8 protein-coding genes and 1 pseudogene are annotated in these 15431 nt (G+C 55.8%); 8 read left to right on the top strand and 1 reads right to left on the bottom strand.

The annotated features are described in order from the left end of the window. Positions 1-850 precede the first annotated feature (850 nt). The 7 genes and pseudogenes from J2S62_RS13530 to J2S62_RS13500 all read left to right on the top strand — a co-directional run. Positions 851-3661, top strand: coding sequence for a PD-(D/E)XK nuclease family protein (locus J2S62_RS13530; protein ID WP_310175644.1), 2811 nt, complete (start codon positions 851-853; stop codon positions 3659-3661). Further along, a complete protein-coding gene (locus tag J2S62_RS13525; RefSeq protein ID WP_310175642.1) occupies positions 3658-6993 on the top strand; it encodes a UvrD-helicase domain-containing protein in 3336 nt (1111 codons plus the stop codon). Before J2S62_RS13530 ends, J2S62_RS13525 begins: the two co-directional genes overlap by 4 nt. 118 nt (positions 6994-7111) lie before the next feature. Further along, positions 7112-8077 carry a restriction endonuclease gene (locus J2S62_RS13520; protein WP_310175640.1) on the top strand — a complete coding sequence of 322 codons (966 nt, stop codon included), beginning with the start codon at positions 7112-7114 and terminating at the stop codon, positions 8075-8077. Between the two features lie 147 nt (positions 8078-8224). After that, a complete protein-coding gene (locus tag J2S62_RS13515) occupies positions 8225-8746 on the top strand; it encodes a hypothetical protein (RefSeq protein WP_310175637.1) in 522 nt (173 codons plus the stop codon). A gap of 199 nt (positions 8747-8945) precedes the next feature. After that, a complete protein-coding gene (locus J2S62_RS13510) occupies positions 8946-10268 on the top strand; it encodes a short-chain fatty acid transporter (protein WP_310175890.1) in 1323 nt (440 codons plus the stop codon). Between the two features lie 123 nt (positions 10269-10391). Beyond that, positions 10392-10973: a DUF1648 domain-containing protein gene (locus J2S62_RS13505; RefSeq protein ID WP_310175635.1), complete on the top strand. Its 582-nt coding sequence runs from the start codon at positions 10392-10394 to the stop codon at positions 10971-10973. Between the two features lie 61 nt (positions 10974-11034). Further along, a pseudogene (locus J2S62_RS13500) lies at positions 11035-11673 on the top strand (tripartite tricarboxylate transporter permease); the annotation flags it as partial. A gap of 435 nt (positions 11674-12108) precedes the next feature. Here J2S62_RS13500 and J2S62_RS13495 read toward each other — a convergent pair. After that, positions 12109-13314 carry a M20 metallopeptidase family protein gene (locus tag J2S62_RS13495; protein WP_310175633.1) on the bottom strand — a complete coding sequence of 402 codons (1206 nt, stop codon included), beginning with the start codon at positions 13312-13314 and terminating at the stop codon, positions 12109-12111. Positions 13315-13728: 414 nt separating this feature from the next. On the opposite strand from J2S62_RS13495, the gene J2S62_RS13490 reads away from it, so the two are divergent. Next, entirely contained in the window at positions 13729-15186 is a 1458-nt protein-coding gene (locus tag J2S62_RS13490) for an ABC transporter substrate-binding protein (protein WP_310175631.1), read from the top strand. The last annotated feature ends 245 nt before the right edge of the window (positions 15187-15431 follow it).

Below are 15431 nucleotides of genomic sequence, written 5' to 3'. Positions count from 1 at the left end.
TTTTCTTCTCGATCAACGTTAATTATAGAAAGAATCAATCATCCACATACCGAGCAGGGTGAATGAGATAAGAAGTAGGACGCCGCATCCCGCGCTGGAATCACGTGAGCGCGATGCGGGCGGCACACGGCGGAAGGTGTTGTGGCGCGGCTCATTGTGCTCGCGATATAGCGCATAGGCGCGCTTTATACCTTCAAGTGCATGGTCTCGCTGGGACACGGAATAGACGTTCACGCATGGATGTTTGGGCCAAGAAGGCCATAATGCATCGAGGTAAATTCGTTTTTGAGCAGAGCCCGGGACGGCAATGAACCATACGGCCGCTCCGCAAAGAGGGCAGGTTGAATTGGGAGGGAGGCCCTCATGATAATCCTGAAAGATTCTTACTAATTTCTCCGGGATTAAGGGGTGAGCAGTGGGTGTAAGTTTGCCTCTAGGGTACCGCGTCCGTGCTGGCTGATATCTGTTGGCGGAGCGGGTAGAACTTTGTATATACGAACCCGATCTATGGCGATTTACTGTATGACCCCTAACCCAAACTCTTTGCCCATTCTTTCCGCGGCGATAATGTCCTCGACGGTAATGCCTGCTCAGAGCGTTCTCCTGTGCTTTCTCTTCGATTGGAATAATGTTCGTTATTGTAAGCCACAGATCGCTCGGTTGAGATCGTATTCCCCTCTCTTCTGCAGGTAAATACCATTTGCAGTTTCTGATCATGCTCCTAAAGGACATCCAGAATTGAGTGAAGTAACTATCTGAAAGTCGGCTCCGATGATTATTTATATAGGAAAAAAGTAAAAGGCTGAACGTAGCGGTTTCCTCTGGTATAACCGGTCGTGAGAGGTAGGTCATGCAGATACATTTCGGTTGGGGATATGACGGAGCTCGATGGAACCATGAGGATTCGCTGCGGCAATATACAGCCGGCCCCACGGGTCTCACCTCTCTACTGGCTACCAGGCTAGGCCTCAATATTCCCGCGATTTCACAGGTGCAGCGGATTGCCGTGTACCGGCGAGCGTTGGAGAAGTACCTAACTGAAGTCGACACTGCGCCGAACGGTCCCTGGTTTGCCGACAGTTTTGTCAAAGATCCCTGGGCTACGGCTCGACAGGTGCTTGCCTGGCGTGATGAGTTAGTAGCTGCCGGTTGGCACGCAGAAGAGTGCACGGACGCGTCAGTGCCACCCCGTCTGCGAACGATGGCACGAATCGAAACCACCCTGGCCCAAGAACCAGATTGGGCTCCCGGTGGAGCCGACCTCTTAGCTGATGTTGCGGCAGAGCTTCAGTGGCTTGTTTCTGCGCAGCTGCCTTTTGAACTTGGCATTGAAGCGGTCCGTATCGAACATGAACGTACCGCGCTGCCTCAAATATGGCAACAGCTTTTTAGCCACCTTGCGGCACTGGGGATTGAAATAGCAAATGTGCCACAGGTTGCGCCACTGACTCAGCTGCGCATTCTGCACGCCGACTCTGAATGGGATGCCGCTGTTGTGGCGACTCGAGCCGTACAGGCTCACGCCCATGCACCGTTCACGCTCGTCGCGGGTCGTTCAACTCAACTGCTAGATGCGGAACTGGCCCGCTATGGCTTCCCGACCGCAGGAGTGCGGGAGCCAGGAAGTGCCAGACCCGGAGTGCAGGTGTTGGGCGTTTTCTTGGCCGCAGCGATGGCACCGCATGATGTGCACGCACTGGCCAACCTGCTGGATATGCCCTTGGCGGTGCAGCAAGGCGACGATGGCATCAGACGCCAAATCCGGCTGCTGCCTAACGCCGTCCGACGAGAACTGCTGTGGGCACTCAGCGAACAGCCCGGGATAGGTGGATCGGCCTGGGGCGCTGCGTTCGAAGAAATCTGGGCCCAGGGGAATGAACGGCACAGCGAACTGGCTGACGCATTCGATCAGGTCATCCGAGTCAACCCAATCGAGCTCGACGCTTCTGGACTCAAGACGGCACAAGTCGTCGATCACCTCACCTGGCTGGTCACACGGCTGAATGCGTTGCGTCGCGGACTCGGGGAGACCTCCCAGACCCAAGGGCTTGAGGTAGCGATCACACACGCGACAGCTGTTATCGAGGTGCTCGGCAGTCTCGGCAGCACGGTCTCGATGCAGGAATTGCGGGCCATCATTAATGATTCTGCCGGTGATGTCGGACCGATTGTTGATAGTCAGCGGCAAAGCGCGTCGGAGTTCATGGACGTGGTGACGTCACCGTCGCAGTTAGGCACCGGTACTGCGCCGGTGGTCTGGTGGTTGCCCCTCGACGATGCGCCCGTGCAACGTTGCTATAGCCGGTTAACAGAACTCGATTATCTGCACAGCATCGGTGTCGAGCCCGCCGAACCCGAAGCTCTGGCAGCCCTGCACTTGGACTCGCAAATCCGTGCAGCGCGCAAGCGCGGTTCGGTCACGGCCATCCTGCCGGCAACCACTGTCGATGGGGAACCAGTTGGGCCACACCCACTCCTGACGTTTCTGCTCGACGACGTGCGCTCGCAGCATCCGGATCTCAGCTTGGGAGAGGTTGCCGAGCAGGTGACCTGCACGGTCGATGATGTCTTCCCCGCAGAAACTGTTGCGCCACCCGCGGTGGAACTGACGACCAGAAGCCCCGTGCGCTGGGAGATCACACCGGGGGAGCAACTCATTCCGTCGCGGATCAGTTTCTCGCAGTGGGAGCGGCTGCTCACGCACCCCACCGATTGGTTGCTCGAACGTCAACTCCAGATCACCTCAGCGGCACGCACGCACATCCCAACCGACAACCGTATGATTGGACTGTGGTTGCACGCGACCGTCGAAACCCTCGTCAACCGTCACATCGAGGAACCGGGTCAGCCTGTTGCTATTGATGTCACGGATGACGACGTGCGTGAGACACTCATCGAGCTCATGCCCTATCACGCCTCAGAACTCATGCTGCCGGGGTATCGCCGAAAGCGCGCCACGCTGCTAAACCACGGCACCCGCGCCATCAGCGCGCTCTTTGCCGGTCTGGGCAAAACTGGTACTCGTATCAGCGGTGTCGAGAGCCAGATCGGGTGCGAAGTGCCTGGCACTCGCGGCCAACACGGCCAGCCGTTGCAGTTAACTGGCCGCCGGGACGTCGACGTCGTTTTCACCGATGGTCGCCTCGGGCTGATCGATATGAAGTACACGAACTCCAAAACCCGCTATCAGGATCAAATCCGCACCGGGCAGGCGATGCAGCTGGTCGTCTACGCCCACTCGATTCGTGCCGCGCAAACCGAGGATCGGGGCCTGGCCCACATCCCCACCGCATATTTCATGCTCAAAGATGGCGACATGGCCACCGAATTCAACGGCTTCGGCGCTCGGGAAGTCATCACACTTGAACCCAGTGAATACGGTGCCGCCAGCGCGGATGAGTTATGGCAGCGAGCCGTGACCGGTCTCAACGCATTCTTCGATCGGTTGCGCGAGGGCGTGATGTTTGACTTCGGGAAGCTCGTGGATCGTGATGAATGGAAAGCTTACGAGCGGGCCATGAAGAAGGGCGATGAGGCCACAGTCCCGCGCGATGGGGAACTCTATGGGCCCCTGCAGGCGGCTCGAGTCGACGGGTTTATCCCAGAGCGGTCGTATCGCGATAGAACCTACGATTTCATCGCGGGTGTGAAGGAGCTATGACCTTGGACCTGACCAAGTACACGATCATCAAAGCCTCGGCGGGATCCGGGAAAACCTATCGACTGACCCAAGAACTCGCCAACCGGCTTGCCAATGGCGAGAGCTCAGCACAACTGCACCCGTCGCAGATCATTGCCACCACCTTCACCCGCAAAGCCGCCCAAGAACTCAAACATCGCATCCGGGAATACCTCGTCGACGAGAATCAGCTGTCCCAGGCCGCAGCGCTGCCAGCGGCACTGATTGGGACCGTGAACTCCGTGACGGGACGCATTCTCCAAGACTTTGCGGTCGATATCGGTCTGTCACCAGACCTCACCGTGTTGACAGAAACCGCTGAGCGGCGCGCGTTTGCCATCGCCGCTGATGACATCATCGCTGCGGCGGAACAAGAACATCGCGGGTTATTGGCTCGTACCGGATACAACCTGACCGAAGCGGACTGGACCTCGTTCCACGACTTGCGACGCAACTGGAGTGACACGATCCGCAACGTGGTCAACTTGGCGCGCACCAATGATATCGACCCTTCGGAGTTCGCCGACTTTGCTGAGCAGAGTGTGCAAGAGATTCACACTTTGATCGGCGCGGAAGAGGAAACCGACCAACGCACTCAAGTGCTTGCAGGTCTCCGCCAGGTCATCCAACAGATACAACAAGACCTGGATAGCGGTGTGATCAAGGGTCGTTCGGTGAGCCCCAATGAACGAGCGATTTCGGCTGCAGTGCGTTTCGTCGACACCATCGAGCTCGACGGCATAGACGGTGTCTCGTGGAAAGCATGGTTCGACGCGACCGCAGGGAAATTCCCTGGTCTCCGAACTCCGGCGGCATTCAAGAAAGCTTTAGCGGCACTCTTGGATCCCGAGGCGCTTGCGACTGACACGCAATTTCAACGTGACATGACCGAGCTTGTGCGGCTGGTCTTCACCACGGCCGCACAGTGCATGGCAGCATACCGTGAATACAAAGATGAGCTCGGCCTGATCGACTTCATCGACCAAGAACACCTCACCCTCAAGCTCCTGCGCACCAACCAGATGGTCCGCGAGACGATCACCGAGCGCTATCGCATCCTGGCCGTCGACGAATTTCAAGACACCAGCCCACTGCAATTAGCACTGTTTACTGAGCTCGGTGGGCTCGTGGAAGAAGTCATCTGGGTCGGCGACCCAAAGCAGTCAATTTATCGTTTCCGCGGTGCTGACCCCGACCTGATGCAAGCGGCCATCACCGCCATTGAAGACGGTGGCGGTACCACCGATACGCTGAGCTATTCTTGGCGTACCCACGAAGTGCCACTCGACGTCACCAACCGGATCTTCTCCCAGCTATTTGCCGGGATAGACCCCGCGACCTGTCGGAACCCAGAAGTCTGGTTGGATGTCGCCCCACCCCGGGCGAGAGCCCATGTGGGTGGAGAAGTGCAGTTGTGGGTCGATGCAGATACGGAAAAACCCAACAATGCCCAGTGGTATCAGCGCATTGTGCACGGCTTGATTGACCAGGAAAACGCGGAGGCGAAGCCTGGCAGCCGGGCGATTCTGACTCGAACCAATAGCCAGGCCGCAGAGCTTCAACGCCTGCTGACCGCCCACGGCATTCCGGTGACCGGTGGCGGCGCACCGCTCTTGGATACTCGGGAGGGCGCTGCGGTCCGAGCAGGCATTGCGTTTTTGCTCGATCCAAACGATACCCAAGCGTTGGTCGAGCTCATCATATTGCTGAACGAGCACGAGGCCCACGAGACCTGGCTCCAACAGCTGACAGCGCTGGAGACTCGAGCCCAGCGGCGTGAGCAGCTCGCCGAGTGGGGCAAGGATCCCGCGCTGACCCCGCTTCGCGAAGTTCGTGAACTCATCGCAGACTCGAAGCCTGTGGAACTCACCGCCGCAGTCATCGATGCGCTGGACCTTCGCACGAAAGTTGCAGCGTGGGGTCGGGCTCGCGAAGGCACCGCAGCGCTCAACGGTCTCCTGAGGGCGGCAGCGCTGTTCACGGATGAAGCTGATGCTCCCATCGCCGCGGACTTTCTCGAGTACCTCGAGGTTTCTCCGGATGCCGTCACGCAGGCAGCCCAAGATACCAATGCGGTGTTTGTCGGGACAGTTCACCAGTCCAAGGGGCTTGAATGGGACGCTGTTGTTGTGGCACTACCAGATGGTTCCGAGAAGTTTCGGCCCGCAGGACAGTGGGTGCACGTCACCCAAGATATCTCGATGGACGCTCCGCTGGCGGGCCGCCAACTGCGGTTCTGGCCAGAGACGCTGCTCCACTCGGACACCCTCAAGCAGCGCATCGTCGAAGACCCCTCACAGGTGCAGCGCTCACAGGCCGAACAACTAGAAGAACAACAACTGTTCTATGTGGCGATGACCCGCTCGGTGCACACCACCGTGTTGGCCCCGAAAACCGAAGTGCAAAAGCTCCAGGCCTTCGCTTCAGGCACGGTCGACTTGCAACTCACCGAAGAGCCGACGGAGCAGGTTGCTCATCTGACGATCAGCTCCTCACCAGTGCACGAGGGTCAGCAGATGACCATCCAAGACACCGTCAGTTTCGACCTCAAGCACATCTCTTCTGAAGAAGATGCATTGGATCTGGTGGCCGAACAGCGGCCTCCGGTGGCTGATCCACCCGCCGCACGTATTCTTGCTGGCCGCAACCAAGCCCCAGCTACTGACCAGATCGTACCGGCCACATTCAAAGCCAGTCATCGTCTTCCTGATGCCACCCTGGTGGCTGAGACACGGGTCGAGAAGATTGCAGACCTTGGCCCTGCTCTCGTGCCACGTGGCGGCATGGACTGGGACCGGGTCGGAGACTGCGTTCACGCGTATCTTGCGGTGCCGTACCGGAGCCTGGACGATGCCGGCAAGCACCGGATCGCCGCCAGGCTCATCCAACGATGGGCCGTTGCTGATGTGTTGTCTCCAGAACTGGTCATCGAAGCAGGGGACCGGTGGGCTGAGTGGCACGACCAACGCTATCTCGATGCGACCGTGCACACAGAAGTACCGTTCACTTGGACGAACCCTGAGCACCAGCGTACCCAGGGCTGGCTCGACCAACTGACTGAACTGTCTTCGGGTGACTACGTCGTCGTTGATCACAAGAGTTATCCCGGCGAGCAACCGGAACAAGAAATTCTTGCGTCATATACTGGCCAACTGCAGGTTTACCGGGAAGCCTTGCGTAGTATTACCGGTGCATTCCCGACAGAGGTGCTCGTGCATCTGCCCCTCCGCGGCGAAGTCTATGCCGTCCACCTTCCGATGCTCGCGTCGCCAACGCCCTCCGTCCAAGCTCTCAGAAGCGGGAGCTTTTCGTAAGCTTCTCGACCGTAGCCTCATGCTGGAAGCGCGGTACTGCGTCTCGAGCTCTCGTGCGCACGCGGAGCTGAGATTCGAGGATGTTTGTTGGCAAGGTTAGCTAGGTGCAGTAACTAGGATGCTAGACGGCACGCTTGATCAAACAGATAACCGGAAGGCTTTGCAGAGTATGAGCGTCCCATCATGGGAAGATTTTAATGTGTGGGTTCTCAGAGTTCTCAATGAGGGCGAAACACTATCGATTAGAGAACTGCGACGAGAAGTGCCAGTGAGGATGAAGCTGACAGAAGAGCAGCTGAGTGCCACCGTCAGTAGTGGTCAATCTATGGTTGCTAATCGCATTGGTTGGGCCGCTTCATACTTGACTCGAGTTGATGCGCTCGAGCGACCCCAACGAGCTCACTATCGGATCACAGGGATTGGTCGACAGTTACTCGTTGAGCACCCGGACCGTGTCACTGAGCATCATCTTCGAATGCTAGCCAAGCCTGATGATAAATGGTGGATCACTGTGCCCAAGCACGAGGATGGGGCGCAGAAATCCGATGAAGTGGAGCAGGTTGACACCAAGCTTGATCCCATTGCCCAAGTCGAGCAAGGCATAACGCGAATCCATGAGGACATCGGTTATCAACTACTATCTCGACTTCAAGAACGAGAGTGGGGGTTCTTTGAGGAAGCGGTCGTAGATCTGCTGCTGAAAATGGGGTACGGCGGAGTCCACGGACGTGGTCAAGTCACAAGGTTTACCCGTGATGGCGGGATCGATGGCGTTATCGACCAAGACGCTCTCGGACTAAATAAAGTTTATATCCAAGCCAAACGATACGGGGCGAACACTGCGGTGCAACGTCCAGAAGTACAAAGCTTCGCTGGAGCCCTGCGTGGCAAGGCAGACGGTGGAGTGTTTATTACCACGGGTAGGTTTACCTCGGGCGCTCTAGAGTACGTCAATAACAGTCCGGACCGCATCATCCTGGTCGACGGACAGCAACTTGTGTCACTTATGATCCAATACCGCGTAGGTGTCGAAGTGAAGCAAACATATAGCGTGGTCGAGATCGACGACGACTATTTCACATAAACTAACCGAGATCAGCGCAGCTTTTCCGTTGCACTTCAAACGCGAGCCCGACAATCTGAAGTTTGATATCGGTTTCGATGCTTGGTTACCCCCACCGTGTAGCCTGAGCTTGGTTGAACATTGGACTATCCGGGTTCAGGGTGGCTGATGTTTACCGTCACTGACATACGAGGGATTGATTTCGTGAACGCGTCTGTTCCACCACCCAACGGATGGACAAGCTTCGCACTGGGCCTTCTGACAGCGGCAATCAGCATTTTGCTGAGTCAGGTGGTCTTCCTTCTCAGACTGACGACTGATCAAGGTGGCTTCATCCACGAGAGGTTCTTCGACCCAGTCCTGTACTCAGTTGTCGCAGTCTTTGTTGTCGCTCTGGCGGTTTACCTGGCGATTGTTGTGTCTCGGAGACGACGCGGCTTATGGATGTACCTCTCGGTGGGAAAAACCTTCGCGTGGTCACTTGTGGCGACGCTTGTTCTGCTGCTCGTGCCGGTTCTGGCCTTCTCGCTACCCGAGTTCGGCCGCATGTACTTCAGTTTCGCCTTCTTTGCGACCGGTGTTATCGGCGCGGTCTTGGCATTACCGCTTACCGCAGGACTGACTGCACTCAACATTCGCTTGTATCGCCATCGTCTGCGCTCGAACGCCTCTGAGCGCACACATTCGTAACTCTTGGGGACACTGAGGCACCAGTCCAGGTGGGCCAACAGTGCTCCCTTCCTCCCCAAGTCACGCTGAACTATGATGCATATCACATAGTGTGCAGGACTCACACCCTGAATTAGAGGAGCTCAGTATGTCATCCACCGATTCACGCTCCAGCAATACAGCCGCCAAAGATAAAGAAGGCACACCGATCTCGCGAGCGATGCGGCCCCTGAATAACCTGGTAGAACGGTTCATCCCGTCGGCGCTGGTCTTCTCGATTCTGCTGACCTTCATCGTTGTCATTCTCGCGCTGTTTCTGACTGATACTCCACCGACCGACCTCATGCTGCACTGGGGTGACGGCCTGGCCGGCCTGTTGGACTTCATCACGCAAATGGCCTTGATCTTACTCTTCGGCCATATTCTGGCCAACACAGGTCCGGTGCGGCGCGGTCTAGCGTTTCTCGGAAGTGTGCCGCAGAGTGAACTCTTTGCGTATGTGTTCGTTTTTCTTGTCGCGGCAATCGCCAGTCTCATCACCTGGGGATTGGGCCTCATTGTCGGAGCGCTGTTAGCTCGAGAAGTCGCCTATCAGGGTGCTCAACGTGGGCTGAAGCTGCACTTCCCAATGTTGGTAGCCTCGGGCTTCTGTGGATTCATTGTTTGGCACATGGGTTATTCGGCGTCCGGCCCACTGACCGCTGCCACCGAGGATTCCTTCATGGCTGAAGCATTGGGCGGCGAAACCATCCCGCTTAGTCAGACGGTCTTTTCGGGCTGGAACATGATAGCGGCTGCGGTCACTATCATCGTGGTCGCTCTGGCGCTGTATCTGATCGCACCCCGGAAGGGCGACCACATTATTGAGTTCACCGCCGACGCTCGCCAGGAAGTCGTTGATGGACAAGAAGAAGTTGTCACCCCCGCTGACCGCATCGACGCCAGTCGCATCGTCACTCTGTTACTTGGACTGATGGTGGTCACCTATCTGGTGCTGCACTTTGCTCAGGGTGGCACCCTGACACTCAACACGGTGAACTGGTCATTCCTTGGGCTCATTCTCCTGTTGGTGCGCAATCCCTTTGAACTGATCGCCTTGACGAAAAACGCAGCATCCAACGTGGGGGAGATCCTACTGCAATTCCCCCTGTATGCGGGCATTTTGGGACTCATGGAGGGATCCGGACTCATCCAGATCTTCTCCGAAGCTATCGTGGCTGTCTCCAATCCCGTCACCTTTGGGGTGTTGGCATTCCTAGCAGCTGGACTGGTGAACTTCTTCGTCCCCTCTGGCGGTGGACAATTCGCCGTCCAGGGCCCCATCATGCTCTCGGCCGGTGCTGAACTCAATGTCGATCCCGAAATCACCATCATGGCGGTGTCGTACGGTGACCAGTGGACGAACATGATCCAGCCGTTCTGGGCCCTTCCGTTGTTGGCCATCGCGGGGCTGAAGATGCGCGACCTACTCGGCTACACCACGATCGTGCTCATTGCTTCCGGACTCGTCTTCGCCGCGACTCTCTTATTGGTGTCCTTATGATTATTAGGGCAGAGCACCCCTAGGAGCCATGGGCTCTGGATATGTCACAGTGGGTTGAGAGAATGGTAGAGCACCGATCGGCGATAAACGACCTCATGAAGAATGCGAGGAGCGATAGTTCAGGTGGAAGATACTTCAGCACACGAACCGGCTCATACCTACGTTGAAGCGATCCGGCGTGGGGTACCTTTTCGGGATGAAGAAGGGGTGTTGCACTATCCCACCAAGCGGAGCCGGCCGCAGCCCACCTTCACTCTTGATACTTTCCACCGGTTCCTATTGATCAGCAGCGTGGTGGTGGCTATCGGTTATACCATCTGGATGATATTTCGCATCCCATCGATGCCAGACCAGCTTCCGATGCACTTTGCTGCAGATGGTTCTGTGAACCGTTATGGCTCCCCTTGGGAGTTACTCATTCCTGCAGCGTTATTGCTGGCCACAATCCTTGGTTGTGCGCTCCTTACCCGGTATCCCCGCATCTTCAACTACGGCACTGGGAAGACCACCGAGAACAATATTCAAACGCACTATAAAAACGGCGTGCAGCTCATGGTGTGGATGACTTTCAGTGCCACCGTGCTGCTGATTATTTCGTTAGGCGGCATCGCTGGTGACTGGGCAATGACTCCAGCTATCTGGATTGGATTAGGACTTTTCGTCATCCCAATCCTCTTTTTCACCCTACGAATGCCCAAACACTAGCCAGCCTCAACATCCTCTCCGCCAAGTTCCGACCTTAGAACCCTGAGCATTTGGCAAGGGCGCCATCGATGGGCTAGCGGCAACCGAAACCGCAGATAACGCCTCATCGAACTCCGCGTTTATCCCGCTGTTGACCTTAGGCTTGCCACCCAACTCGGTGCTGGCACTGCTGTTCGGTGTGCTGATGCTGCACAACGTCACTCCTGGCCCGACCATGATTGAAGATCACCCGAATGTCTTCTGGGGTGTTATCGCCTCGATGTACATTGGCAACGCCTTGCTGTTGCTCTTCAACCTGCCGGCCATCGGAGCGTTCGTCCAGATCCTTCGGATCCCTGCCGGACTGATGTTCCCATTCGTTGTCGTCATCGCGTTCTGTGGTGTCTACAGTGCCAACAACCAGCTGTTCGATGTGTTCGTAGCGGCAGTCTTTGGCATCATCGGATTCTTGTTGAAGAAGTATCGTTTCGACATGACTCCGGTCATCCTGGGCTTCATCTTGGGCCCGGTTATCGAAAACGGTTTCCGTCGCACCATGGTGATGAGCGATGGCAGCATGGGCATCTTCTTCGAGCGTCCCGGAACCATCATCATGATGGTCATCATCGTTGCCATCGGCGGTGCCATGGCGTACATGTCGCACCGCCGCAAGAACTCTGTCATTACAGAGGCGGCGAAAGAATCAGCCGACGCCAGCTAGGACCTTAAACATGTCTTGCTAAGCTTCGGTACGCAAGCAAGGGCCGTCACGGTACAGCGCGGTATCACACCGCTGATGTATTCCGTGACGGCCCTTTTTGTTCATTCCGAGGAGGTCGAGATCCGTTATCTAAGCAGTCGAGGGTTGGCAGGCCGAGCAGGCCGCGGTTCATCCGCCTGCTCTAACGGGGTTTTGAAAAGCTGTCAGTATCTGGCTAGGAAATGCGGTAGTCCACCACACTCATAGTAGCCATGCAACGTTCAGTCCCTTGGTAGAACCAAACGCTAGCATCGCATCGCCTAGGCTATTCCACCTTGGATACTCGCCACAGGATCAACAAGCACGCACATCATGGATCGGCGATCAAGGCTACGTGGGGCAGTCGGTATCTCCAATTCGACTTATCATCTGGAAGTGACTTCGCGGCGCATAACACTAACCGCTTGGTGTCAATTTCCGCATCGCAAGTAATGCCAAAGCTGCCGCTTGATCGCCGAGCACCGCATCGTCAAAGAGAACTTCTGGCGAATGGTTCCACGCAGCTTTCTCGAAGTCTACTTCAGGTGGGCTGGTTCCTAAAAAGAAGAAAGTACCAGGCACCCGCTGGAGAACTTCAGAGAAATCTTCTGAACCCATCGCAGGCTCAGCCGATTCCACCACCCGCTCATGTCCGAAATGCTTTTTTAGACTTGTAGCAGCTTCGGCAGTTTCATCCGGATGATTGACAGTTACGGGATACGAGACGTGCCATTCGATTTCTGCAGTACAACCAAAGGATGCCGCTATTCCCTCGGCGAGTGCTTTTGTATGGATTCGCAACCGTTCATTTGCCTCAAATGAGAGCGTTCGAACTGTAGCCCCGAGCTCTGCGGTCGCTGGAATTACGTTGATTGCTTCACCCGCTTTGAGCTGTGTCACTGTAAGCACCACTGGATCGAAGGTGGGGAATTTGCTCGCAAGCATCTCTTGAAGAGAGCCAGCTATCTTGACCAGGGCTGGAACTGGATCAATAGCGCTTTCTGGTCTAGACCCGTGTCCTCCTTTTCCATGAACCTTGATATTTAACTCGCTAGCCCCGGCTAAGGCTGGACCGCTACGATACATGAACGTCCCTCTAGGACCAGGAGCCACGTGAAGGCCGTAAGCGGCGATAGGGCGCTCTCCGGTAGCTTCAAGCACTCCTTCCTCGATCATTTTTTTGGCTCCACCGTACCCTTCCTCGCCGGGCTGGAACATGAATATCACAGAGCCGTGCAGTTCCGACTTCAGTCCTGACAACAACTTCGCCGCACCTACAAGTCCAGCCGTGTGCAGGTCATGGCCACACGCATGCATGTTTCCGTTAGTAGCCGCATAGGCCAAACCGGTATTCTCCTGCACCGGCAAAGCATCCATATCTCCACGGAGTAAGACCGTTGGTCCGCCGTAGTCACCTCGTAACACTGCAACAATTGAGGAGAGGCCTTTGCCCAAGCTGATTTCAAGCGGTAGTCCTTCCAAGGCAGCGAGGATTGTCCTTTGCGTTTCAGGAAGATGCAAACCAACTTCCGGTGTGGAATGTAGAGAGCGGCGAAGAGCCACAAGGTCCGGTAATAGATGGTCGGTTTCCAAGAGTGGGCTAGTTTCTGTTTGAAAAGGCACGGATACTCCATTCTGAGTGAAGATAAATGAGCTTCGATGCGGATGGTTGCTTGACAGTGATCTAGGTCACTTGTAATCTCGCTGTCATCATAACGAATTTTTGAGTAGTTACCACTTACCTCATCCAGACGTGTCATAGCTACGGCGTACCTCATCAATGACGCTTCGAAGCTTCCGCGCATCTCCCATCCTCCAGATGCCTACGGTGGCCCAAACCAATTATCGACTCACGCTTGAAATTCCCTACATAGGATTCGAGGACACATGAACATGCTTTTAAGTAGGCCAAAACCGTCAAATACTAGCCGTGCCCACCGAAAACCTTTGATGAGCACTATCGCAGGGCTCTCTGCACTAGCCCTCACCCTCTCCGCTTGCACCACTGGCGAAGATAGCGCGGCAGCCGGAGGTGAGATGTCTACGGACACGATTCGCACCACAATGGACGGTGATCCGAACAGCTTTAACCCCCTCGAGGCTCAGGGTGTCAGTGCATTCATAGTGGATGCGTTTCTCTATGGGACTCTTGTCTCACGAGATCCTTCAGGAGGGCTTGTAGGGGATCTGGCTAGTGATTGGGAAGCGACTCCTGAAAAGGGCGTGTTCACCATTCGTGAGGGAGCTACTTGTTCTGATGGCACAGAGATTACGCCCACAGTCGTCGCCGATTCGCTCGAGGCGTTTATCAGCGAATCTCGAAATAAGCACATTGTTTTTGGTCCCTCAGATCCGGAACTCACAGTCGACGATGAGGCTGGAACTGTGACGATAGAATTAGAAACTCCCTGGGCAGACATGCCTTACGGGCTTACCCTGCCGGAAACGGGAATCATCTGTCCAGCGGGACTGGAAGATCAGGAAGCGCTGGCAGCAGGTGAAGCCGACGGAGCTTATTCTGGACCTTATACCTTAGACAATTATCAACCTGGCGTCACAGTTGACTTCGCACTGCGTGAGGAATATGAATGGCCCGAGTATGAGACACCGTTGGAGGGCGTACCGGCCGCGACAATCAAGTACGCGATCAACGGCGACTACAACAGCATTGCCAATGGCCTACTCACGGGCACCCTAGACATTGCCAACATTACTGGTGAGCCGATGGAACGGTTCGACGGTAACGATGATTTTAATACAGAGCGGTATCCCGCAGCTGTCCAGTTCATAATGTTCAACGAGCGCGAAGGGACCCCCTTTGCTGAAGAGGAGAACCGCAGGGCAGTGGCTCAGGCCTTAGACAGAGAAGCGTTCAATCAGGCAGCGACGAACGGTAACGGCGAGTTATTAGCAAGTTTCGTGCCAGAAGAAGTCCAGTGCGCACTCACAGACGACACTCTTCTTCTTCCCCAGGATGTCGACTCATCGCAGTCCGTTCTGCAAGACAGTGAGGTCATTCGACAAATCGGCACCCAAGCTGTAGGTCCCAACGGTGCCGGCAACTCTTATGTGGATCAAGCCCTCCGTGAGCTCGGAGCGGAAGTGGAGCTTCGGAATGTGGATAATACCACCTGGGCTACTGAGCTCGACTCTAAGCCTGAATCGTGGGACATGACAGTGATGGCGTTGTTGAATCTATCGCGCACGATGTACGGGGGATTATCTCCATTTACCGGCGCTGCTCCTGAAGATGGCGGACGCAATAGTACTGGCAGTGAAAAAAACGAGGTCCTAGAACGGTTCAGTCAAGCTCAAGCAGAGCCAGACGAAGAAAAACGCTGCGAGATTTATCAAGAAATTCAGCAGAGCCTCATCGATTCTGCACACCTTGTTCCACTGAGTACCCTGGTTGCCCAAGCAACTACTGCTGACGGTTTCAGTGTGCAGGTAGTTGACGGAACAGTCCAGTCAAAAACGATGCGTATCACGAAGTAGGTATCTATAATGACCTCACTTCACACTGATACGGCTGCCGTCTCCGGGAAAGCTGCACATACTCCCGGAGGCGGGCGGCCGCCTCGCCAGCTGAGAGATCATCCCTGGTACGGTTTGCGCTAGTGCGCACTGGTGGATTTTTCATCGGCCGCACTGTTAATCGTAATCACTTTCTTAATCATGCCCCTGATACCTGGTGATCCTGCTGTAGTGGTCGCAGGCGAGGGGGCAACTGCGGAGCAAGT

The organism is Enteractinococcus fodinae (assembly GCF_031458395.1).
GTDB classification, from domain to species: domain Bacteria; phylum Actinomycetota; class Actinomycetes; order Actinomycetales; family Micrococcaceae; genus Yaniella; species Yaniella fodinae.
This window is presented reverse-complemented; position numbering and strand designations above follow the sequence as displayed.

Coding starts and splice junctions, on each gene's coding strand:
- J2S62_RS13530 (WP_310175644.1), top strand. CDS start 851: ATGCAGATACATTTCGGTTGGGGATATGACGGAGCTCGATGGAACCAT.
- J2S62_RS13525 (WP_310175642.1), top strand. CDS start 3,658: ATGACCTTGGACCTGACCAAGTACACGATCATCAAAGCCTCGGCGGGA.
- J2S62_RS13520 (WP_310175640.1), top strand. CDS start 7,112: ATGCTAGACGGCACGCTTGATCAAACAGATAACCGGAAGGCTTTGCAG.
- J2S62_RS13515 (WP_310175637.1), top strand. CDS start 8,225: ATGTTTACCGTCACTGACATACGAGGGATTGATTTCGTGAACGCGTCT.
- J2S62_RS13510 (WP_310175890.1), top strand. CDS start 8,946: ATGCGGCCCCTGAATAACCTGGTAGAACGGTTCATCCCGTCGGCGCTG.
- J2S62_RS13490 (WP_310175631.1), top strand. CDS start 13,729: ATGTCTACGGACACGATTCGCACCACAATGGACGGTGATCCGAACAGC.